At 65.9% G+C, this 21,778-nt stretch carries 19 protein-coding genes; 11 read left to right on the top strand and 8 right to left on the bottom strand.

Translation table 11 applies throughout. The features are described from left to right. Genes OXU50_03150 through OXU50_03140 form a run of 3 tightly spaced genes read right to left on the bottom strand, consistent with a single transcriptional unit; the run spans position 1 to position 3,740 of the window. Entirely contained in the window at positions 1 to 1,080 is a 1,080-nt protein-coding gene (locus tag OXU50_03150) for an ABC transporter ATP-binding protein (GenBank protein MDD9868883.1), read from the bottom strand. Next, a complete protein-coding gene (locus tag OXU50_03145; protein MDD9868882.1) occupies positions 1,077 to 2,729 on the bottom strand; it encodes an iron ABC transporter permease in 1,653 nt (550 codons plus the stop codon). The genes OXU50_03150 and OXU50_03145 overlap by 4 nt, the downstream gene beginning before the upstream one ends. A gap of 12 nt (positions 2,730 to 2,741) precedes the next feature. Next, positions 2,742 to 3,740 carry a Fe(3+) ABC transporter substrate-binding protein gene (locus OXU50_03140; GenBank protein MDD9868881.1) on the bottom strand — a complete coding sequence of 333 codons (999 nt, stop codon included), beginning with the start codon at positions 3,738 to 3,740 and terminating at the stop codon, positions 2,742 to 2,744. Between the two features lie 154 nt (positions 3,741 to 3,894). Between OXU50_03140 and OXU50_03135 the strand changes: the two genes are divergently transcribed. The 3 genes from OXU50_03135 (at position 3,895) to waaF (ending at position 7,363) form a co-directional block, all read left to right on the top strand. Continuing rightward, complete coding sequence (locus OXU50_03135) at positions 3,895 to 4,809, top strand: branched-chain amino acid transaminase (protein MDD9868880.1); 915 nt, start codon at positions 3,895 to 3,897, stop codon at positions 4,807 to 4,809. Positions 4,810 to 4,828: 19 nt separating this feature from the next. Further along, positions 4,829 to 6,253 carry a bifunctional D-glycero-beta-D-manno-heptose-7-phosphate kinase/D-glycero-beta-D-manno-heptose 1-phosphate adenylyltransferase HldE gene (gene hldE / locus OXU50_03130; protein ID MDD9868879.1) on the top strand — a complete coding sequence of 475 codons (1,425 nt, stop codon included), beginning with the start codon at positions 4,829 to 4,831 and terminating at the stop codon, positions 6,251 to 6,253. Between the two features lie 87 nt (positions 6,254 to 6,340). Beyond that, positions 6,341 to 7,363, top strand: a complete 1,023-nt coding sequence (waaF, locus tag OXU50_03125) for a lipopolysaccharide heptosyltransferase II (GenBank protein MDD9868878.1) — start codon at positions 6,341 to 6,343, stop codon at positions 7,361 to 7,363. Positions 7,364 to 7,460: 97 nt separating this feature from the next. Here the strand turns inward: waaF and OXU50_03120 are convergent, their stop codons facing one another. After that, the gene (locus OXU50_03120; protein MDD9868877.1) at positions 7,461 to 8,681 is read right to left on the bottom strand and encodes a putative DNA binding domain-containing protein; all 1,221 of its coding nucleotides are present in this window, start codon (positions 8,679 to 8,681) and stop codon (positions 7,461 to 7,463) included. 325 nt (positions 8,682 to 9,006) lie between these two features. On the opposite strand from OXU50_03120, the gene OXU50_03115 reads away from it, so the two are divergent. From OXU50_03115 to OXU50_03095, 5 genes are all read left to right on the top strand, one after another. Next, entirely contained in the window at positions 9,007 to 9,918 is a 912-nt protein-coding gene (locus OXU50_03115; protein ID MDD9868876.1) for a hypothetical protein, read from the top strand. Next, entirely contained in the window at positions 9,912 to 10,880 is a 969-nt protein-coding gene (gene rfaD, locus OXU50_03110; GenBank protein MDD9868875.1) for an ADP-glyceromanno-heptose 6-epimerase, read from the top strand. Before OXU50_03115 ends, rfaD begins: the two co-directional genes overlap by 7 nt. 141 nt (positions 10,881 to 11,021) lie before the next feature. Continuing rightward, entirely contained in the window at positions 11,022 to 11,420 is a 399-nt protein-coding gene (locus OXU50_03105; protein MDD9868874.1) for a hypothetical protein, read from the top strand. Between the two features lie 262 nt (positions 11,421 to 11,682). After that, positions 11,683 to 12,144: a hypothetical protein gene (locus OXU50_03100; GenBank protein ID MDD9868873.1), complete on the top strand. Its 462-nt coding sequence runs from the start codon at positions 11,683 to 11,685 to the stop codon at positions 12,142 to 12,144. 335 nt (positions 12,145 to 12,479) lie between these two features. Next, entirely contained in the window at positions 12,480 to 12,911 is a 432-nt protein-coding gene (locus tag OXU50_03095) for a hypothetical protein (protein MDD9868872.1), read from the top strand. A gap of 81 nt (positions 12,912 to 12,992) precedes the next feature. Here the strand turns inward: OXU50_03095 and OXU50_03090 are convergent, their stop codons facing one another. After that, positions 12,993 to 14,078: a glycosyltransferase family 9 protein gene (locus tag OXU50_03090; protein MDD9868871.1), complete on the bottom strand. Its 1,086-nt coding sequence runs from the start codon at positions 14,076 to 14,078 to the stop codon at positions 12,993 to 12,995. Between OXU50_03090 and OXU50_03085 the strand changes: the two genes are divergently transcribed. Further along, the gene (locus OXU50_03085; protein ID MDD9868870.1) at positions 14,078 to 14,800 is read left to right on the top strand and encodes a 3-deoxy-D-manno-octulosonic acid kinase; all 723 of its coding nucleotides are present in this window, start codon (positions 14,078 to 14,080) and stop codon (positions 14,798 to 14,800) included. The genes OXU50_03090 and OXU50_03085 overlap by 1 nt on opposite strands. Before the next feature lie 102 nt (positions 14,801 to 14,902). On the opposite strand, the gene OXU50_03080 is transcribed toward OXU50_03085, so the two are convergent. The 3 genes from OXU50_03080 to OXU50_03070 are packed head-to-tail and all read right to left on the bottom strand — an operon-like array spanning position 14,903 to position 17,904. Beyond that, positions 14,903 to 16,216, bottom strand: coding sequence for a hypothetical protein (locus tag OXU50_03080; protein MDD9868869.1), 1,314 nt, complete (start codon positions 16,214 to 16,216; stop codon positions 14,903 to 14,905). Between the two features lie 10 nt (positions 16,217 to 16,226). Beyond that, positions 16,227 to 17,564, bottom strand: a complete 1,338-nt coding sequence (locus OXU50_03075) for a TolC family outer membrane protein (protein MDD9868868.1) — start codon at positions 17,562 to 17,564, stop codon at positions 16,227 to 16,229. Next, positions 17,557 to 17,904, bottom strand: coding sequence for a rhodanese-like domain-containing protein (locus OXU50_03070; GenBank protein MDD9868867.1), 348 nt, complete (start codon positions 17,902 to 17,904; stop codon positions 17,557 to 17,559). Before OXU50_03070 ends, OXU50_03075 begins: the two co-directional genes overlap by 8 nt. Before the next feature lie 64 nt (positions 17,905 to 17,968). Here OXU50_03070 and thiC point away from each other — a divergent pair, with 64 nt between their 5' ends. After that, positions 17,969 to 19,849, top strand: coding sequence for a phosphomethylpyrimidine synthase ThiC (gene thiC, locus OXU50_03065; GenBank protein MDD9868866.1), 1,881 nt, complete (start codon positions 17,969 to 17,971; stop codon positions 19,847 to 19,849). A 33-nt stretch (positions 19,850 to 19,882) separates the two neighbouring features. Further along, positions 19,883 to 21,778: a TonB-dependent receptor gene (locus OXU50_03060; GenBank protein MDD9868865.1), complete on the top strand. Its 1,896-nt coding sequence runs from the start codon at positions 19,883 to 19,885 to the stop codon at positions 21,776 to 21,778.

Below are 21,778 nucleotides of genomic sequence, written 5' to 3'. Positions count from 1 at the left end.
TCAGCGAAAGACGACGAGGTGCTCGATGTCGAGGCGGATGCCGATGGCCTCGCCGAGCTGGTGGTCGTGGTGACTGGGGGCGAAACAATGGACGGTTTCGCCGCTTTCAAGCCGCAGATGATAGAGAAATTCGGCGCCGCGGAACTGCTTTTTCTCTATCACCGCGCGCAGGCCGCTGGCGTCGTCGTGGACGATGTCGTCGGGGCGGATCAGCACGCTGACGCGGGCGCCGTCTTCAAGGCCCGCGAGCACGGCGCCCGCCGCCGGCAGGCCGCCCGCCGGCGGCGGCTCGAGGCGCCCGAGCGCGGTGTCAATGCCGCGCCCGCGGCTGACGGCGCCCTTGAGCATCGCGCCCATGCCGACGAAGGTCGCGGTCTCGCGCGACACCGGGCGGTGATAGATATTGTAGGCGGTGTCCCATTGCAGCATGCGCCCGCCGCGCATGACGCCGAGCATGTCCGGCATCGCCAGCGCCTCGCTCTGGTCGTGCGTGATGAAAAGCGCGGTGATGTTTTCGCGGCGCAGGATGTCGCGTATCTCCCCGGCCAGTTGCAGTTTGAGTTCGGCGTCGAGATTGGAGAAGGGTTCGTCCAGCAGCAGCAGCCCCGGGCGCGGCGCCAGCGCGCGCGCAAGGGCGATGCGCTGCTGCTGGCCGCCCGACAGTTCGTGCGGGTAGCGCCGCGCGCATTCCGTCATCGCCGTCAGTTCAAGCAGTTGTCCGACGCGCTCGCGGCGGCCCGCGGCGGGCAGTTTGCGCACGCCGAAAGCGATGTTCTGCTCCGCCGTCAGGTGCGGGAACAGCGCGTAGTCCTGGAACATCATGCCGATTTGCCGGCGCTCCGGCGCGACATGTTGCGCGGCGCTTTCAATGACGGCGCCGCCGAGGCGGATGACGCCCTCGCTGATGCGGTGGAAACCGGCGACACAGCGCAGCAGCGTTGTCTTGCCGCCGCCGCTCGGCCCCAGCAGGCAGCCGATCTGGCCGGCGTCGAGGCGCAGCGAGACGCGCTCGACGACGCGCCTCGGCCCGGTGTCGCCGATGTCGGCGCTGACGCCCTCGATGGACAGCGGCGCCGTCATCGCCGCATCAGCGTGCGCGCCGGGCGGCGCGTGATGCGCCGCGCCAGCACCGTCAGCGGCAGCAGGCCCGCCGCGACGATCGTCAGCGACGGCAGCGCGATGGCCGGCAGTTGTTCGTTCGACGCCATCTCGTAGGCGCGCACCGCGAGCGTGTTGAAGTCGAACGGGCGCAGCACCAGCGTCGCCGGCAGTTCCTTGATGACATCCACAAACACCAGCAGCATCGCCGTCAGCAGGCCGGTGCGTATCATCGGCAGGTGGATTGCGCGCAGCGTCTCAAAGGCGGACGCGCGCAGCGTCGCCGCCGCGCAGTCCATGTTGCGCGACACCTTCAGCAGCGAGTTCTCGACGCTGTTGAAGCCGAGCGTCAGAAAGCGCGTCGTGTAGGCGAAATACAGGATGAACAGCGTGCCGCTCAGAAACAGCCCCGGCGACGCGATGCCCGCCAGCGCCGCGCCGCCGGCGGCGGCTTTCTCAAATGTCGTGCACACCAGCATCACGCCGACGGCGACGACGACGCCCGGCACCGCGTAGCCGAAAGTCGCCGCCCGGTGCAGCCAGCCGAGGCGGTCGTGCGGGCGCTGCCGCCGCGCGTAGGCCAGCAGCACGGCGGCGGCGGCGGTCGCCAGCGCGGCGCCGCCGCCGAGCAGCAGCGTGTTGGCGATCAGTTCGCGGTAATCGTCGCTGAAAACCGCGGCGCGCGCGGGCCACGCCCACGCCGCCAGTTGCGCCGCAGGCAGCGCGAAGCCGAGCGTCACCGGCAGCGCGCAGGCGCCGGCGGCGGCCCACGCGCGCGCGCCGCGCAGCGGATAAACCGCGCCGAGCGTCTCGCGCTGGCCGGCGTTGTAATAACCGGCGCGCCGCCGCGCCAGCCGTTCGCACGCGACCAGGCCGACGGTGAAGAACAGCAGCAGCGTGGATAACTGCGCCGCGCCGACGAGGCTGTCGAGGCCGAACCAGGTGCGGAGCACGCCGACGCTGAAAGTCTGTATGCCGAAGTGCTTGACGGTGGCGTAGTCCGACAGCGTTTCCATCGCCACAATCGCCGCGCCCGCCGCAATCGCCGGGCGCGCCACCGGCAGCATCAGCCGCGTGAAGGTTTGCCACGGGCCAAGCCCCAATGTGCGCGCCGCCTCGACCAGATTGGCGGATTGTTGCAGCAGCGTCGCGCGCACCAGCAGGTAGAGGTACGGGTAGAGCACCAGGCTCAGCACCGCGATGCCGCCGCCCATCGAGCGGATGGACGGCAGCGCCTGCAAGCCGACGCGCTGGTGCAGCCAGCCGCCGTAATCAAGCATGCCGGTATAGGTGTAGGCGATGATGTAGGCCGGGAAGGCCAGCGGCAGAATCAGCGCCCATTCAAAGAAGCGCCGCCCCGGAAAGTCGCAGACGGTGCAAAGCCAGGCGCCGCCGCCGCCGATGACCGACGCGCCGAGCACGACGCCCGCGGCCAGCAGCGCCGAGTCTTTCAGGTAGAGGCCGAGCGTTGTTTCCAGCAGATGCGGCCACACGCCGCCGCTCGGCAGGAACACGCAGACGGCCAGCGCCGCGACCGGCAGCAGAATCAGCACCGAGGCGGCGCGCGCGCCGAACTGCAACGCGCTGAAGCCGCCGCCGGCGGCGCGCCGCAATGTCGCAACGGCGGCCATCGCTGCCGCCCGCTACCGCCAGCCGGCGCGGTTGGTCAATTCAACCGCGTCGCGGTTCAGCCGCCCGAGCAGTTCAAGGTTGATGTCGTCGGCCTTGAACTCGCCCCACGATTGCAGCGCGGCGCCGGGCGCGACACCGGCCAGCACCGGGTATTCGTTGTTGGCCTCGCCGTACCAGCGCTGCGCGTCGGCGCCGGCCAGGTATTCCAGCAGCGCGACGGCCTCGCCGCGGTGTTTCGCCGCGCGCGTCACACCGGCGCCGCTGATGTTGATGTGCACGCCGCGGTCGCGCTGGTTCGGCCACACGACGCGCATTTTCTTCGCCGCTTCGCGCTGCGCCGGGTTGTTGCCTTGCAGCATCATCGCCAGGTAGTAGGTGTTGGCGACGGCGATGTCGCACAGCCCGCCCGCCGCCGCCAGAATCTGGTCGCGGTCGCCGCCGGCGGGCGGGCGCGCGAAATTGGCCACCAGCCCTTTGGCCCACGCCAGCGTCGCCGCGTCGCCGTTGGCGTGTATCATCGAGGCGACCAGCGACTGGTTGTAGATGTTGTCGGACGAGCGGATGCAGATGCGCCCGCGCCAGACCGGGTCGGCCAGCGATTCGTAGCGCGCGAGCGCCGCCGTGTTGGCCTTGCCCGCGACCGCCAGTATCGTGCGCGCGCGCAGCGACAATCCGAACCAGTGGTTTTCCGGGTCGCGGTAGCGCGGCGGAATGTTCGCGGCCAGCGTTTCGGACTGGACCGGTTGCAGCAGGCCGGCCTGCTTTGCGCGGTACAGGCGTCCGGCGTCGGTGGTAATCAGCAGGTCGGCGGGGCTGTCCTGTCCTTCAAGTTTGAGGCGCGCGAGCAGCGCGTCGGCCTTGCCGGTGACGAGGCGCACCTTGACACCGTGCCGCGCGCTGAAGCGGTCGAGCAGCGGCTTGATCAGGCTTTCCTGGCGCGCCGAGTAGATATTCACTTCGGCGGCGGCAGGGGCGCCCGCAAGCAGGCAGTACAGCGCAAATGCGGCCAATGCTGTATGATGTAGGGGTTGTCGGCTTGTCATCGGCACAAATAATAATGGGAATGAGAATTATTCTTGATAAGTGCCGGCAAGTCAAGCCCCGCCGGATTTCTGCGGCAATCCGGCGCACTTTGGCACACCGCAACGCAAAGGAGTCTCTCTAATGGACGAACGCGACGGCTGGATCTGGTTCGACGGCGAATTCGTGCCCTGGCGCGAGGCGAAAGTCCATGTGCTGACGCACACGCTGCACTACGGCACCGGCGTGTTCGAGGGGGTTCGCGCCTACCGTACGGACAACGGCACCGCCATCTTCCGGCTTAAGGATCACACCCGGCGGCTGTTTGATTCCGCCGCCATCGTCGGCATCCGCATGCCGTTTACGCCGGACGAACTGAACGCCGCGCAGCGCGAGGCCGTTAAAAAGAACGGTCTGGACAGCGCCTATTTGAGGCCGATGGTTTTCTACGGCGCCGAGGGCATGGGCTTGCGCGCCGACAACCTGAAGGTGCATTGCATTGTCGCCGTGTGGCAGTGGGGCACTTATCTGGGCGAGGAGAACATTCAGCGCGGCATTCGCGTCAAGACCTCGTCGTTCGCGCGCTACCATGTCAACACCGCGATGTGCAAGGCCAAGGCCAACGGGCATTACATCAACTCGATGCTGGCGCTGCAAGAGGCGCTGGCCGCCGGCTGCGACGAGGCGCTGATGCTCGACACCGACGGCTATGTCGCCGAGGGCAGCGGCGAGAATGTCTTCATCGTCGCCGACGGCGTCATTCACACGCCCGACCTGAACGCGACGCTCAACGGCATCACCCGGCGCACGGTGCTGCAACTGGCGAAGGACGAGGGGCTGGAAGTGGTCGAGCGGCGGATTACGCGCGACGAGGTGTATATCGCCGACGAGTGTTTCATGACCGGCACCGCCGCCGAGGTGACGCCGGTGCGCGAACTCGACGGGCGCGTCATCGGCGGCGGCGGGCGCGGGCCGGTTACCGAGCGTTTGCAGTCGCTGTTTTTCGATGTCGTGCACGGACGCGACAACTCGCACCCGGAGTGGCTGGATTTTGTCTGACGGTCTTTCGTCCGGCGGCGTGACGCCCGCGGGCGGCGCGCCCGACTTCAGCGGCGCGCGGCTGCTGGTGGTCGGCGATGTGATGATAGACCGCTACTTTCACGGCGCGACGCGGCGCATTTCGCCGGAGGCGCCGGTGCAGGCCGTCCATGTCGAGCAGTTTGAGGAGCGTCCGGGCGGCGCGGCCAATGTCGCCGTCAATGTCCGCGCCCTCGGCGCGAGCGTGGCGCTGATCGGCCTGACCGGCGACGACGCCGACGCCGGCGTGCTGGAACGCCTGCTCGGCGAGCGCGGCGTCGGCGCCCACTTCGCCGCCGTGCGCGGCGGCACGACCATCGTCAAACTGCGCGTTGTCAGCCGCGGCCAGCAGTTGATTCGGCTTGATTTCGAGGACGGCTTCAAGGGCGCGGCGCTGTCGCAGATTGAGACACTGCTGAGCGCGCAACTGAGCGGCGCCGACGCCGTTGTTTTCTCCGACTACGCGAAGGGTTGTCTTCGCAATGTCCAGCGCCTGATTCGGCTGGCGCGCGACGCCGGCAAACCGGTGTTTGTGGACCCGAAGGGGCACGACTTCTCGCGCTACGCCGACGCCACCGTGCTGACCCCCAATTTTCCCGAGTTCGAGGCGGTTGTCGGGCCGTGCCGCAGCGACGACGAGATTGCCGAGAAAGGGCTTGCGCTGAAAACCCGGCTCGGCCTTGGCGCGCTGCTGGTGACGCGCGGCGAGCACGGCATGTCGCTGGTGGAAAGCGCCGAGGTGGTGCACCACCTGCCGACGCAGGCGCACGAGGTGTACGATGTGACCGGCGCCGGCGACACCGCGATTTCGGTGCTGGCGACGGCGAGCGCGCTCGGCCTGCCGCTGGTGGAGGCGACGCGGCTTGCCAACCGGGCCGCCAGCCTGGTCGTCGAGAAGTCCGGCACCGCGACGGTCAGCCGCGACGAACTGAACGGCGTCTTCGGGCGCGCCGCGTCCGGCGCGGTCTGCACGCGCGACGAACTGGCGGCGCGGGTCGCCGATGCGCGCCGCGCCGGGCAGCGCATCGTCATGACCAACGGCTGTTTTGATTTGCTGCACGCCGGGCATGTCGCGTGCCTGAGCGAGGCGGCGCGACTCGGCGACAAACTGCTGGTCGCGGTCAACGACGACGCTTCGGTCACGGCGCTGAAGGGCGCCGGGCGGCCCATCAACCCGCTGCATTTGCGGATGCGGCTGCTGGCGGCGCTGGAGGCGGTGGACTGGGTGGTGGCGTTTTCGGAGCCGACGCCGGAGCGCCTGATTGAGTGCGTGTCGCCGGATGTGCTGGTCAAGGGCGGCGATTACGAGCCGCGCGACATCGCCGGTTACGCGCATGTCTCGCGCAGCGGCGGCGAGGTGGTGGTGCTGGATTATCTTGAGGGCGTCTCAACCAGCGGCTTGATTGCCGACATCCGCAAGCAGTAGTCAGGCGGTGGCTTGGATGGCGGGGTGTGTTCCGGGGATTGGCGGCGATATCGGGTTGTCGCTTTGGCCGGTCAGGCGGTAGTTTCGATGGCGGGGCGTGTTCTGGTGGTCGCCCAGGCCTGGGTCGGCGACATGGTGCTGTCGCAAAGTCTTTACAAGGCGCTGAAACGGCGCGAACCCGGCATTGAGATTGATGTGATTGCGCCGGCGTGGGGCGGCGCGCTGCTGCGCCGGATGCGCGAGGTGTCCGGCGTGATTGAGATGCCGCCCGGCCACGGCGAACTCGGCCTTGCGGCGCGGCGCGCGCTGGGGCGGCGTTTGCGCGGCGCGTACCGGCAGGCCATCGTGCTGCCGCGTTCGCTGAAGGCGGCGCTGGCGCCGTGGTTTGCGCGGGCGCCGGTGCGCACCGGCTTTCGCGGCGAGATGCGCTACGGCCTGATCAACGACATGCGCCCGTTCGACGCCGCGGCGATGCCGCGCATTGTGGACCGCTTCCTGTTCCTGGCCGAACCGCGCGGCGCGCGCCCGCACGCCGCCGAAGACGCGCCCGCGCCGCAGTTGCGCGTGGACGCCGACAACGCCGGTGCGTGCGTGCGGCGTCTCGGCCTTGATTTGCAAAAGCCGGTGCTGGCGATGATGCCGGGCGCCGCTTTCGGCAGGTCAAAACAATGGCCGCCGGCTTCCTTCGCCGCCGTCGCCGACCGCTTTGCCGCCGCCGGCTGGCAGGCGTGGCTGTTCGGCTCGGCGGGCGATACGCAGGCATCGCGGGAGATTGCACAGGCCGCGTCGTCGCCGGTTGTTGATTTGTGCGGGCGCACCGGCCTTGAAGACGCGATAGACTTGATGTCGCTGGCGTCGCTCGCGGTGACCAATGATTCGGGCCTGATGCACATCGCCGCCGCCGTCGGCTGCCCGCTGGTGGCGATGTACGGCGCAACCTCGCCGGCCTACACACCGCCGATGATTGCCGCTTCCCGCGTGCTGTGGCGCGGCATTGAATGCAGCCCGTGCTGGAAGAAAACCTGCCGGTATGGGCATTATCGGTGTTTGAGCGAGATTACTCCGGATGAGGTTTGTGCGGAGGCGGAGGGGCTTGGGAAGGGGGGGTGAGGTTATGTGGTGGGTGGCGGCGTACAGTTTATAAAGAGGCGGTGGCCGGGAATTGTGACGATTCACGCCGTTGGTTCCTCGCGGCGAAGGCCGGGAATCAAGCGGGGGATTGCGGTTTTTGTTTCCACAGAGTGACTTTGAAATAATCCTCGGTGGCCTCAAACTCCGGCTCTGAGTTGTTGTGCTCGCGCATCAAGGGAATCACCTTGCGGCGGATGCCCAGCCCTTGATCTTCCAGATAACCGTATTCGCTGAAAATTCTCACCAGTTTCGGATTGCGAAGCACCTGCGCTCCGCTTTTGATTCTTTCGACTGTCATTCCGTTGGGCAGCGCCCCGGGGCTGGTTATCTCCATGCGGTTTTTGTAAACCACCACACGCACATAGTCTTGTTTTGTCCAGTCCCTGTGCGTGAGTGCGTTGACGATTAACTCCCGGATGACCTTCCTTGGGTAGTCCCACTTTCTTATGCGTGTTCCCCTGGGCAGTTCGTCTTCACTGACATACGGCTCCACAAGGTCCAGCAATCGCTCGTGCAAAGCGGGTTCGATGACATCATTGCCGGATATCTCGCCGCGAAATTCCAAAAATGGCACATCCAGTATTTTGTCAAAGTTTGTGTCATAGTCTTTGTCTTCGCCGGGATACACGGTAAGCCGTGCCACTGCCTGAGGAAGCCTTAGTCCGGGCTGTTTGGCAAACAGGACGTGAGCAAAAATACTGCAATTTTCAGGGTTTTCGTCGCCTACAAGGAAACTGCGGTTAACCAGTATTTCCCGCTGATTCTCCATTGGCGCTTCCCCGAGAACTTTCTGAAAATATTCCGTGTAGCGGCGCTCATCCAGGTCGTCAAGCCGGGAGCCGTGGACAGGTAACTCCTCCACAGACAATAGTCCGCCCGCATCAAACAGCCGGAGGGTTTGCTCACGAGTCGCCAACTGGCATGTGTCGCCATAACGAACATAGATGTCTTCGCGGTCGTTGTGTCTCAGCACATATGGTTTGGCAATCCCTCCGGGAACGTTTACAACAGCCACCTTTGCTCCATTTACCGGAATCTCTTCATAATCCGGCAGTATTGCGGGGTGTACATGCTGTCCAATCACCGTGTCCATAATCCACGCCTGAAGATTTTCCCTTCGCACGCCAACGATTTTTTGAGTGCCATCCTCAACGCCGATTAAAATATATCCGCCGTTCATATTGGCAAAAGAGACAATCTCTTTTGCCATGGATTCAGGGCGGACATCATCGGTTTTGAACTCGATTTTTGCCCCTTCGCCGCGGCTTATCAATTCCAGCAAATCACTTTTCAGCATCCGGATTTCACCTTTGTTCAGAAGCCATTATTCTTTTTCCACATTGCAAACGCGGCCTTGCCGCCCGCCGTTGTCCCGGCAGCGTGTGTTGCGGGTTGTGTGCGGCGGCGGGTTGGCGTATTCCGTTTCTGCCACTTTTAGTGATTTTCTCGTGTTTTTCAGCGGGCGGCATGGTGATTGGGCTTTGTGGTTTGGGGTCAGCGCCATTATATGGCAGGTCGGCAATCAGGCCAACCCGCAGGGCCGCATACACGGCCACCGCCCCGCCTGCCCGCAGGTTGCTATAATGCCGGGCGCGCCGCCCGGTGAACCGCCAAAAAACGCCATGAATGATTCCACGCAAACCCGCGAATTGCCCGCCGTTGTTTATCTGGGGGCGCCGTTGCTGGTGGTTGTGGCGCCTTATGCGGCGCAGTGGGTTGGCGGGCGGCAGGCGTGGTTGTATGGCGAGGCCGGCGCCATTGAGTGGCTGACGGTGGTGTTTTTGCTGGCCGCGATTGTTTACGGCGTGCGCGTGTTGCGGTTGGCGACGGGGCGCGGGCCGCGCTGGCTTGTTGTCTGGGCGCTGCTGCTGCTGCTCGGCGCGGTTTATTTTGCCGGCGAGGAATTGAGCTGGGGGCAGCATGTTTTTCAGTGGGCGACACCGGAAACCTGGCGGCAACTGAACCCGCAGCAGGAAACCAACCTGCACAATGTCCATGCGCTGTTTGATCAACTGCCGCGCGCGCTGCTGACGCTGGCCGCGTTTGTCGGCGGCGTCGCGGTGCCGCTGTACCGCCGCCGCGCCGCACGCCGCCCGCCCGCGCAGGGGCAGCTCAATCAGCCGGTATCGGAGAAGGCCGCAGAGCAAAACGCGCCTCGCACCGCCGCGCAGGAGCAAACCAGTCAGCCGGCATCGGAGAAGGGCACAAAGCAAAACGCACGCCGCCCCACCACGCAAGGCCGGCTCGCCCGGCTGCTGTCAGAAGACGACCGCGATGCCTGGCCGTACTGGTTGTGGCCGACCTGGGTTTGTCTGCCGGTGTCGGTTGCGGTGTTGGTTACAAGCCCCTTTGACGGGCTGGTCGAGTCGTTCGGCGACGCCGCGCCGGAGTGGCTGTACATGAAAGGCGGCGAACTGAAGGAGTGCCTGCTGGCGCTGTTCATCTCAATCTATGTGCTGTCGCTGCACCGCCGCCTGCGCGCGGCGGCGATAACGGCGACGACAACGGCGACGCCGCCGCAGGGCCGATGCTGATTGTCACCGGCGCCGCGGGTTTCATCGGCAGCAATGTCGTCGCCGCGCTGAACGAACGCGGCACGGACGACATCCTGGCCGTGGACAACCTTGAGAACGGGCGCAAGGTGGCCAATCTCGGCGACCTGAAAATCGCCGACTACATGGACAAGGACGACTTCTTCGAGCGCCTTGAAGACGGCCACACCTTCCCGTCCGTCGAGGCGGTCATTCACGAGGGCGCCTGCACTTCCACCGTCGAGTGGGACGGGCGCTACATGATGCACAACAATTTTGAGTACTCAAAAGTCCTGCTGCACTACTGCCGCCGCCACGCGATTCCGCTGCAATATGCGTCGTCGGCGGGCGTCTATGGCAACAGCGGCGTCTTCGCCGAGGACGAGGCCAACGAAAGGCCGATGACGATTTACGCCTACTCAAAATGGCTTTTCGACCGCACTGTGCGGCGCGTGCTGGCCGGGGACGGCTCGCCGGTCGCGGGCTTCCGGTATTTCAATGTGTATGGGCCGCGCGAGGGGCACAAGGATTTCATGTGCAGCGCGCCGTGGCATTTCAACCGCCAGTTGCGCGAAGACGGCAGGGTGCGCGTCTTCGGCGCCAACGAGACCTGCGCCGCTGGCGAGCACCGCCGCGATTTCACGCATGTGGACGATGTGGTGCGCGTCAAACTGTGGTGGCTGGACGCCGAAAACAGGCCGAGCGGCGTTTTCAATCTCGGCAGCGGCGCCGCGCGCACTTTCAGGGAGGTCGCCGACGCGGTCGTCGCCTGGCACGGCGCGGGCGAAGTTGAATACATTCCGTTTCCGGACGAATTGAAGTCCGTTTATCAGGATTTCACCGAAGCCGATTTGACGCGCCTGCGGGCGGCGGGCTACGACGGCGAATTCACCTCGCTTGAACAGGGCGTCGGGCGTTATCTTGAATGGCTCGCGCAACATCGGCAGGGCGTTCACCGGGCGTGACGCCGCCCGCAGCCGCCGCGCAAAAATACCGCCGCCGCGCACGCTTTTCCCCGTTCAGAAACCTTTGTCAGTGTTGATTCTTCCGGCGCATTCCGGTAATCTGTTTCCGGTGATTTTCAATCTGTTTATCAGGAGGAATACATGATGGAAAACAAACAGAAAGTGCAGATAACGCCTGAAATGATGGCGGCACAGTGGTCTTTGCTTTACCGCAAGAACGAGATATTTCGCGCGGACTTTGACAAGGACCCGAAAGCGACGATTTCCACGCTGCTTGGGCAGGAATTTCCGCAAGATGTGGAAATTGTGGTGCACCACTCCAAACCCGGCCAGGTGCATGTCGTGGTTCCGGAGGAAATGCGGGGCATGTCCGACGCGCAACTGAAAGATGTCAGCGGAGGCACCAGGCTGGGCTTTATGGCCCCCTCACGCGGAAACAGCAACTGGGGTGACGGGTATTGGTCTGAGGTGCCCAGCTATCCTCCCCGCAACAAGTGGGGCGACATCATGCCGCATGGCCCGGGCGAGCGCCCGGGTTGACGGGCCGGCGGGATTACCCGCACTTCAAGAAGCCATCCCGCCGCGCGCAGGATGGCTTCTTTTTTGTACGGATGTTCGCGCACGCAAACGCGCGTTGCGAATGTCCGGCTCCGCCCTCCGACGAACGCTCCGGCGCCGCGCACACCGCGCTTTTTGCGGCGCTTGCCGCCGTTCAGAAACCTTTGTCAGTATTGCCTTTTCGGGCGGATGTATGGTATTTTTTGTGCATGGTTTTTCATGAATTTATCAGGAGGACTGCATCATGACAGACGAAAAGAAAGCGCTGATGACGCCCGAAATGGTGTCGGCGCAATTTTCAAACGCTTACCGCGAAGACGGGAAATTTCGCGCGGCTTTTGACAAAGACCCGAAGGCGGCAATCTCCAAACTGGTTGGCCGCGATCTTTCGCCGGATGTGGAAGTCGTGGTTCACCGCACCAAACCCGGCCAGGTGCATGTCGTGGTTCCGGACACGAGTTCGGAAATGGGCGACGAGCAACTGGGGAGCATCAGCGGTGGCAGGACCAACCAGGATCCGCCGCCCGGGCATTACTGGGATTCCTTCAGCGGCCTCGCAAAGCCGTACAACACGCCTGCGCCTGCGCCCGCTGCGCCTGCGGCGCCCGCAGCGCCCGCTGCGCCTGTGACCGCGAGTCGTGAGCAGTTGACTCAGGTGGTTACGGCGCTGGCCACACTGGGATTTCTTGGCCCGATCGGGGATTAACAGCCAACCTCCGGCAACGCCGCCATTTGCAGGATGATTGGCGGGTTTCCTTCGGTTGGGTGTGAAGGACAGCGCGGCTGACAAAGCCGCGCCGTTCCGGGAAGCCATCCCGCCTTCGGGCCGGATGGCTTCTTTTTTGTACGCTGTCCGCGCACGCAAGCGCACGCCGCGAATGTCCGGCTCCCGCCCGCCGGCGGCTGCTCCGGCGCCGCGCAAACGCCCGTCTTTTGCGGCGCTTGCCGCCGTTCAGAAACCTTTGTCAGCATTGATTCCTTCGCGGGCACATGGTATTGTGCGGGCATTGGTTTTCATTCTGTAACCAGCAGGAGGTATGAATGATGGAAGACAGGCAAGAAGGGCGGATAACGCCTGAATTGGCCGCGGCGCGTTGGTCGCTGGCGTACCGCGAGAACGAAGAGTTTCGCGCGGAATTTGACAAGGACCCGAAGGCGGCAATCTCCAAACTGATTGGCCGGGAGATTCCGTCGGATGTGGAAGTTGTGGTTCACCACAGCAAGGCCGGCCAGATACATGTCGTGGTTCCGGACGAGATTCCGGACATGACCGACGAGCAACTGGACAGCATCAGCGGCGGTCTCCCGGGCTGGATGTACGGCGGCTATTACAGCGGCCACGACAGCATGGGCGGCAGCATCAGCGGCTCTTCGGCGGCGGCGCCCGCGACGCCCGAGGTTGATTCGAGGCGCGCCGAGTGGGACCGCATAAGGGAAGCGAACAGCAGGATTAGAGTCCAGAAGCCCATCTGATTGCAAAGGAAGTTCAGAAGGAAGTTCATATCACCAGGAAGCCATCCTGCACGCAGGATGGCTTCTTTTTTGTACGGGTGTTCACGCCCGCCGCCGCGCACCGCGCACGGCCTGCCCCCCGCCCTCCATCAACCGGTCCAGCATCGCGCACACTTCTTCCGTCGTGATGCGCTCCATCACGCCGGGGCGTTCCAGTTTGGTTCCCCACGCAATGTCGTCCACCGCCGCGCCGAGTTCGGCGCGCACCGTTTCGGGATAGCGGTTGACGCACCATTGCCGGCTCAGGCGCGGCGCGGCGCGGTCGGGGTTGGTCGCCGCATACAGGCCGATGACCGGCGTCGCCGAACACGCCGCGATGTGCGCCGGCCCCGAGTCGGGCGCGACAACGGCGTCGGCGCGCGCAATCAGCGCCGCCAGTTGCCGCAGCGTCGTGCGCCCGACCAGGTCAATGATGTCGCCGCGCGCACGCCGCACGATGTCGTCGCGGTAGTGGCGCTCAACCGCGCTGTTGCCGCCGGTCAGCACGACGCGCATGGCGTGGCGCCGCGCCGCGTAATCGGCGACTTCGGCGTAGCGCGGCGCCGGCCAGTTGCGAAGCGGATGGCTTGAACACGGGCTGATCAACAGCGTTTTTTGCGCGCCGGGCAGGCGGCGTTGTGCGAACGCCTGTTCTTCATCGTCGTGGCAGCGCTGCCAGCGCAGTTGCCGTTCGCCGATGCCGAGCGCCTCGGTGAAACCGAACAGGCCGTCGAGCACATGCCCGCGTTCGCACGCCTTGATGCGGCGGTTGACAAACCAGCCGTGCAGGTCTTTCGATCTCGCCCGGTCAAAGCCGATGCGAACCGGCGCGCGCACGCACAAACTCGCCAGGTGCGCGCGCATTGAATATTGCATCAGCAGCAGCGCGTCAAAACGCCGCCGCCGCAGTTTGCGGGCAAGGCCGACATAGGCCGCAGGCCCCGCCGCCTTGTCAAAGACGATGAACTCGACGCCGGGCAGCCCGGCCACCAGCGAATGCTCGGCCTGGCCGATAATCCACGCAATCTTTGTGTTTTGCCGGAATTTTTTTATAGTATGGACAATGGGCAGCAGATGGACGACATCGCCCACCGCCGACAGGCGAATCAGGCACAGGTTCTGCGGAGGTTGTGCAAAGAGTCCGGACATTGAGTTTCCAAGCGTCACATATTCTGATTGCGGGCCGCCATATCCTATACGATGGCGCCAGCGCCTTCGACCCCGGCTGGTTTGAAGCCGACGAGCGCCGGCGGCGCGGGTGGGCGGCGGAGGAAGCCGGCGGCGGCAGGCAGCGCGCCGAATTCTTTCGCGCCGACGGCGCCGAATACCTGGTCAAGCACTATGGCCGCGGCGGCCTGCCCGCGCGCCTGACCGAAGACCGCTACCTGTACCGCGGCTGGAACCACACGCGCCCGTTCGCCGAATGGCGCCTGCTGGCGGCGCTGCACCGGCGCGGCCTGCCGGCGCCGCGCCCGGTGGCCGCGTCGTTCCGCCGCCGCGGCGCCGTCTATACGGCGGATTTGATTGTCGCCAGTTGCCGCCCGGCGCTGCCGCTGTCCGGCCTGCTGCGCGCGGCGCCGCTCGGCGAGGCCAACTGGCGCGCCATCGGCAAGACGCTGCGCCGCTTTCACGACGAAGGCGTGTGGCACGCCGACCTGAACGCCCACAATGTGCTGGTGGACAAGGACGCCGCGGCGGTCGTGCTGGTGGATTTCGACCGCTCGCGCATCCGCCGCGCCGCCAACCACTGGAAGCGCGCCAACATCGCGCGCCTTGAACGCTCGCTCGACAAACTGTCCGCGCAATACAGCGCGCTGTACTTCAGCCGCGCCGACTTCAACGCACTGCGCGACGCCTACTGCGGCGGCTGACAAAACCGCGAACCGGAAACCGGGGGATTGCGCGCTTGATGCGGCGCGGGCCATGTCATTGCGCGCGCGTCCGGCGGCGCTGCTGCCGGTTTCCTCCGGCATTCACAAACCGAACGATTGCAGCCGCTTGACATAGTGCGCGGCGACATCGTCGTGTTCGCGCATGAAGGCGGCGGCGTTGTCGGCTTGTGTGCGGCATTCGCCGGCGGCGGCGCGGGTGAAGAATGCGGCCAGTTCGTCTTCGTTGTTTGCAATCAGCAGGCCGCCGGCCTGTTGCAATGCGCGCGCTTCCTGCGCGAAGTTGTCGAGGTGCGGGCCGGTGGCCTGCGGCGTGCCGAGGCGCGCCGCTTCCAGCAGGTTGTGTCCGCCTTTCTGCACCAGCGAGCCGCCGAGAAACACGCACACCGCATGACGAATCAGCGCCGGCAGATGCCCGACTTCGCAGAACAGCACCACTTCGGCGTTGTTTGCGGCGTTGTTTGCGGCGCCGCCGCCATTACTGTCGCCACCGTCGCTGCCGCCGCCGCTGCCGCCGCCGCTGCCACCGCCGCCACTACCGCCATCGCCATCACCGCCATCGTGCGCCGCGACATCAAAACCGGCGCGGCGCAGTTGCCGGGCGACGGCGGCGCAGCGTTGCGGATGTCTCGGCGCGACAACCAGCGGCAGGCCGCCGGTGTCGGCGCGCCGCCACGCGCGCGCAATTTGCGTCTCTTCGCCGTCGTGCGTCGAGGCGGCGAGGCAGTAGGGGCGGCCAATGCGGTCGGGCATTTGCGCCGGCATCGCAGCGGAGTATTTCAGGTTGCCGGCGGTTTCGGCGGCGGCGGGCGCCATGCCGAGCGCGACAAAACGGTCGCGGTCCTGATCCGAACGCGCAAGAACCGCGCGCACATGCGACAGGCTTTGCCGGTAATAACCGCCGAAACGCCGCGCCGGTTTCATCGTCCTGCCGGACAGCCGCCCGTTGACGATGATGACGGGAACGCCGCGCGCGTCGCATTCGCCGAACAGGTTGAGCCAGATCTCGGCCTCCATCATCAGCGCGCAGCGCGGGCGGACGGCCTTCAGGAAGCGCCGGCACAGCAGCGGGTAGTCGAGCGGCAGGTAGCAGTGGCGCAGGTCGGCGCCGGCCTTGCGCCGCAGCAGGCGGTGCGCCGACACCGTCGCGCTCGTCAGCAGGATGTCGTCGCCGGGGCGCGCCTTGCGCCAGGCTGCGGCCAGCGTCAGCGCAGTGTTCAGTTCGCCGACCGACGCGCAGTGTATCCACAGCGGCGCCGCCGCCGGCGCCGGCAGCCGCAGCCCGAAACGCTGCAACAGGTAGCGCGCCGAGCGGTCGCGCACCGCCAGCGCCGCCGCGTGCAGCAAAACGGCGGGAAACGCGAGTTGCAGCAGGCTGCGGTAAAGAAGGCGCGTCATGCGGGGCCGGTTATTTCAGCCAGTGCGAGATTGCCCGCACATCTTCGTGCGACAGCGAACCGGCGACCCGTTTCAGCCGCAGCGTGTTCAGGATGTATTCGTGGCGCGTGTCGCTGTAATCGCGTTCGGCGTCAAACAGGTCTTCCAGCGCCAGCAGCACATCCACCGACGAGCGCGTGCCGACGGCGAAGCCGGCCTGGTTCGACTCGTACGAGACCCGCGCCGATTCCCGCGCTTTCGCCAGCGCCGCGACGCGGCTGACGCCGGCGGCGGCGTTCAGATAGGCTTCCTCCGCCATCTGGCGCGTGTCGCGGCGGGTTTCCTCCAGTTGCTGCATCGCCTCCTGGTGCAGGTGCGCGGCCTGCCGGGTGCGGTAGTGGACGCCGCCGCCGGAGAACAGCGGCAGGTTCAGGCGCACGCCGACCTCAACATCGCGCACCGTTTGCGGCGACGGTCCGCCGCGCACATCGCGTTCGTTGCGGTCGGCGTAGAGGTCGAGCGTCGGGTAGTGGCCGGCGCGCAGGCGTTCGGCCTCGGCGGCGGCGATGTTGGCCGCCAGTTGCTGCGACAGAAGGCGCAGGTTCTTGCCGAGCGCGGCCTCAATCCACGCCGCGGCGTTGTCCGGGGACGGCGCGACGGTCGGCGCCGTGTCGGCCAGCGCGCGCAGTTCACCGGCGGCGCGCCCGGTGATGACGCGCAGCACCGAGCGGCTGACATCCAGCCGGTTGGCCGCCGAAATCTCGTCGGCGACGGCGAGGTCGTAGGCGGCCTCGGCCCTGCGGGTGTCGGTGATCGGGTCCAGGCCGAGTTCAAAGCGGCTTTGCGCCTGTTCCAGTTGGCGCGCCAGCGCCTCTTTCTCGGCGCGCGCGAATTCCAGGTCATCCTGCGCCGACAGCACGCCGAAATACGCCTCGGCCAGCCTGACAATCAAATCCTGGCGCGCCGCCTCAAAATCAAGCCGCGCGCGTTCCGCTTCCGAGTTGGATTTTTGCAGTTCAATGTAGTACTCAAGATTGAAAAGCGACTGCGTCACATTCACCGAGTGCGAGCGAAAATTGTACGAGAATTCATTCCGCTCGTTCTGCCGCAGGCCGAAGGCCTGGCCGCGAATTTTGCGCTCCGGAAAGCGCGAGCGCGACGCCGACAGCGAAATTTGCGGCAGCAGGCGCGCACGGCTGATGGCGGGGTTCAGCACGACGGCCTCGTAGCGCGCGCGGCTGGCATGAAAACGCGCGTCGTTTTCAACGGCCAGTTCATACAGGCCGGCCAGGTCGTCGGCATCACTCGCCGCCGCCGGCACGGCAAACAATGCAATCAACAGCGCGGCGAACGGCACTTTGTCAGGCATAGACGGCCATGTTCGGGTTGACTTCGCGTGCCCAGGCGTCAATGCCGCCTTTCAGGTTGATGACCTGGGTGAAGCCGCTTTGTTCCAGCAGTTGCGCCGCCGCGCGGCTGCGAACGCCGTGGTGGCAGATGACGACGACGGGGCGGCCTGCGTCGAGATTGCCGATGCGCCGCGGCAGTTGCGACAGCGGAATCAGCACCGAGCCGGGCAGGTGCACGATGTCAAATTCCCACTGCTCGCGGACATCCAGCAGCGTGCACGGCGCGTGCGCGCCGCCGGGGAAACCCCCTGGGAGGCTTTCCAGAAAGCGTTCAAGGTCGCGTGGCGGCAGGTCCTGCATGGGCGGTGATGATGGCGGCACAGTGGAAATATGGCATTATACTGTCTCCGGGTTCCGGCGCGAGATGAGTACCGCAACACAGCAAATTCAGGAGATAGTCCGGCAACTGCCGTCCGGCGAGCGCCGCCTGCGCAAGGTGTATGTGGCCGGGTCGCGCGCCGATGTGCGCGTCGGCATGCGCGAGATAACGCAGGATGACACGCCGACGAGTTTCGGCAGCGAACGCAACCCGCCGATTCCGGTGTACGACACCGCCGGGCCTTATTCCGCCGAACACGCGGAAACGGATTTGCTGAGCGGGCTTGCGCCGGTGCGCGACGGCTGGATTGCCGGGCGCGGCGACAGCGAGACGCTGCAACGCCCCGGTTCGGACTTCACCCGCGACCGCGCCGCCGACCGCCGCGTTGACGCCGTTCGTTTTGAGGCGCGGCGCCCGCCGCGGCGCGCGCGCGCCGGTTGCAATGTAACGCAGATGCACTACGCCCGGCGCGGCATCGTGACGCCGGAGATGGAATATGTCGCCATCCGCGAGGACCTGCGCCTGCGCGAGTTGCGCGACGACCCGGCCTACGCGAAACTGCTGCGCCAGCACGCCGGGCGCGATTTCAACGCCGCCGTGCCGCGCGAGGTGACGCCGGAGTTCGTCCGCGACGAGGTCGCGCGCGGGCGCGCCATCATCCCGGCCAACATCAACCACCCCGAATCCGAGCCGATGGCCATTGGCCGCAATTTCCTGGTCAAGGTCAACGCCAACATCGGCAATTCGGCGGTGACCTCGTCGGTCGCCGAGGAAGTCGAGAAGATGGTGTGGGCGGCGCGCTGGGGCGCCGACACGGTGATGGATCTCTCGACCGGCAAGAACATCCACGAGACGCGCGAGTGGATACTGCGCAACTCGCCGGTGCCCATCGGCACGGTGCCGATTTACCAGGCGCTTGAGAAAGTCGGCGGCAAGGCCGAGGAACTGGACTGGGAGGTTTTCCGCGACACGCTGATTGAACAGGCCGAGCAGGGCGTGGATTATTTCACGATACACGCGGGCGTGCTGCTGCGCCATGTGCCGCTGACGGCGGAGCGCGTGACCGGCATTGTCTCGCGCGGCGGCTCAATCCTGGCGAAGTGGTGCCTGGCGCACCACCGCGAGAATTTCCTCTACGCGCATTTCGACGAGATGTGCGACATCATGAAGCAGTATGATGTCGCCTTCTCGCTGGGCGACGGCCTGCGTCCGGGCTGCATCGCCGACGCCAACGACGAGGCGCAGTTCGCCGAACTCAAGACCCTCGGCGAACTGACGCGCACCGCCTGGAAGCACGATGTGCAGGTGATGATCGAGGGGCCGGGGCACATTCCGATGCAACTCGTGCACGAGAATGTCGAGCGCGAATTGCGCGAGTGCGGCGAGGCGCCGTTTTACACTTTGGGGCCGCTGGTCACCGACATCGCGCCGGCCTACGACCACATCACTTCGGCCATCGGCGCGGCGATGATCGGCTGGTTCGGCACCGCGATGCTGTGCTATGTGACGCCGAAGGAGCACCTCGGCCTGCCCGACCGCGACGATGTGCGCGACGGCCTCATCGCCTACAAGATCGCGGCCCACGCCGCCGACCTCGCCAAGGGCCACCCGGGCGCGCAACTGCGCGACAACGCGCTTTCAAAGGCGCGCTTTGAATTCCGCTGGCAGGACCAGTTCAACCTCGGCCTCGACCCCGAACGCGCGCGCGAATTCCACGACCGGACGCTGCCGCAGGAGTCGGCCAAGGTCGCGCACTTCTGCTCGATGTGCGGCCCGCATTTCTGCTCGATGAAGATTACGCAGGATGTTCGCGCCTACGCCAAAAGCAGGGGGCTGCGCGATGTGCGGATTGCCGTTGAGTCCGGCCTTGACGAGAAAGCGAAGGAATTCCGGGACTCGGGCGCCGAGATTTACCGCAAGATTTAGCTTGTCTGTTCTTTTTCCGCCGCGCCGCTCGCTATGTTGCGTGTTGTGCCGCTCTCCATGCTGAACGCCGCGCCGCCCGCCGTGCCGCTGGCCATGTTATTCGCCGCGCTGCTCGCCGCGCCGCCGGCGCACGCGGCACGCGCGGGCGGCGACGAAGCCGAGCGGCTGGTCATCACCGCGACGCGGATGCCGACGCCGCCGGCGCGTATCGCCGGCGGCGTCACCGTCATCACCGCCGCCGACATCGCCCGCCATCAGTACCGTGAGTTGTCCGCCGCGCTGGCGGGCGTGCCCGGTTTGCATGTCGCGCGCACCGGCGTTGTCGGCGCGCAGACCTCGGTGTTTGTGCGCGGCGCCGAATCCGACCATGTGCTGGTGCTGGTGGACGGCGTCCAGATGACCGACCCGTCGAACGACCGGTTTGCCTTCGCCGACTTCCGCCTCGACCGCGTCGAGCGCATCGAGATTGTGCGCGGCGCGCACAGCGCGCAGTACGGCTCCGAGGCCATCGGCGGCGTCATCCACATCATCACGAAGCGCGGCACCGGCAAACCGTCGCTGCGCGCACGCACCGAGGCCGGTTCGTTCGGCTCCGAAGACATCGCGCTGGAGGCGTCGGGCGCCGCCGGCGCGCTGGATTGGTCGGCGAATGTGTCGCGTTTTGTTACCGACGGCGAAAGCCACACGCCGCGCCGCCTGCGCGGCGGCGGCGGCCGCGAGCGCGACGGCTACGAACGCGCCGCCGCCGGGCTGAAGGCGGGGTGGCAAATCACCGATGCGGCGCGGCTGTCGCTGACGCACAGTTACAGCCATTTTGACGCCGAATACGACAGCGGCGCCGGCGAAAACCCGGCGTCTGCGCGCAGTGGCCACGAGCGCGCCACATCGCTGCGGTTTGACGGCGATTATTTCGGCGGCTTGTGGCGTCCGCGCTGGTCGCTGGCGTCTTTTTCAAGGGAAGAGATTAACCGCGAAGGCGCCGCGCGCACCGGCCACACCGACAGCCGGCGTTTTCAGGCCGCCTGGCGCAACCGGTTTGTTCTCGGCCCGCGTTTCCGGCTGCTGGCGGGCGCCGAGACCGAACTGGAAAAATTGCGCGTCGGCGGTGACTTCAGCCGCAGCGCGCGCAGCCGCGCGCTGCACGCGCAGATTGAATGGACGCCCGCCGACGATCTGTCTTTCGGCGCCGGCTGGCGCAACGAAGACCCGGATGATTTCGGCAGCGAGAGAAGTTACAACCTGTCCGCCGTGTTCGCGCCGTTCGCGGGCCTGCGCTTTCATGCGGCGTTCGGCACCGGCTTCAAGGCGCCGTCGCTGAGCAACCGCTTCCGGGATTTCCCGGCCTTTTCATTCTTCGCCAACCCCGATCTCAGGCCGGAAACCAGCCGCAGCCGCGAAGCCGGTTTTGACTGGGAGGCGGGCGGCGTCGGCGTCGGCGCAATCTGGTTCCGCAACCGGATACGCGACCTGATTGACACGGCGCCCTCCGGGCGAACGCTGACCAACCGCAACCGCGCCTCCATTGAAGGCCTGGAAAGTTACCTGCGCTGGCAGATGTCGGACACCTTCGGCCTGCGCGTTGACTACACGCTGACTTCCGCCAAAGACGGCAACCGCCGGCGCCTGCTGCGCCGCCCGCTCAGAAAAGCCGGGTTTGACTTGTCGTGGCGGCCCCGTCCCGGCACATCGCTGAACCTGCAATGGAATGTCAACGGCCCGGCCACCGACATTGGCCGCGTCACTTTCGCGAGAGTGCGCGAAGGCGGTTACTCGACAGTCAACCTGGCGGCGCGCCACCGCCTGCGCGACGGCGTGGACCTGCTGGTGCGCGCCGAAAACCTGCTCGACAAACGCTACGAGCCGGTCAACGGCTTCGCCGGAACGGGCGCCTCATGGTACGCCGGCCTGTCATTCGGGCCGCCCGGCTGA

The sequence above is a fragment of the Gammaproteobacteria bacterium genome, from assembly GCA_028817225.1.
Classification (GTDB): Bacteria; Pseudomonadota; Gammaproteobacteria; order Poriferisulfidales; family Oxydemutatoraceae; genus Oxydemutator.
This window is presented reverse-complemented; position numbering and strand designations above follow the sequence as displayed.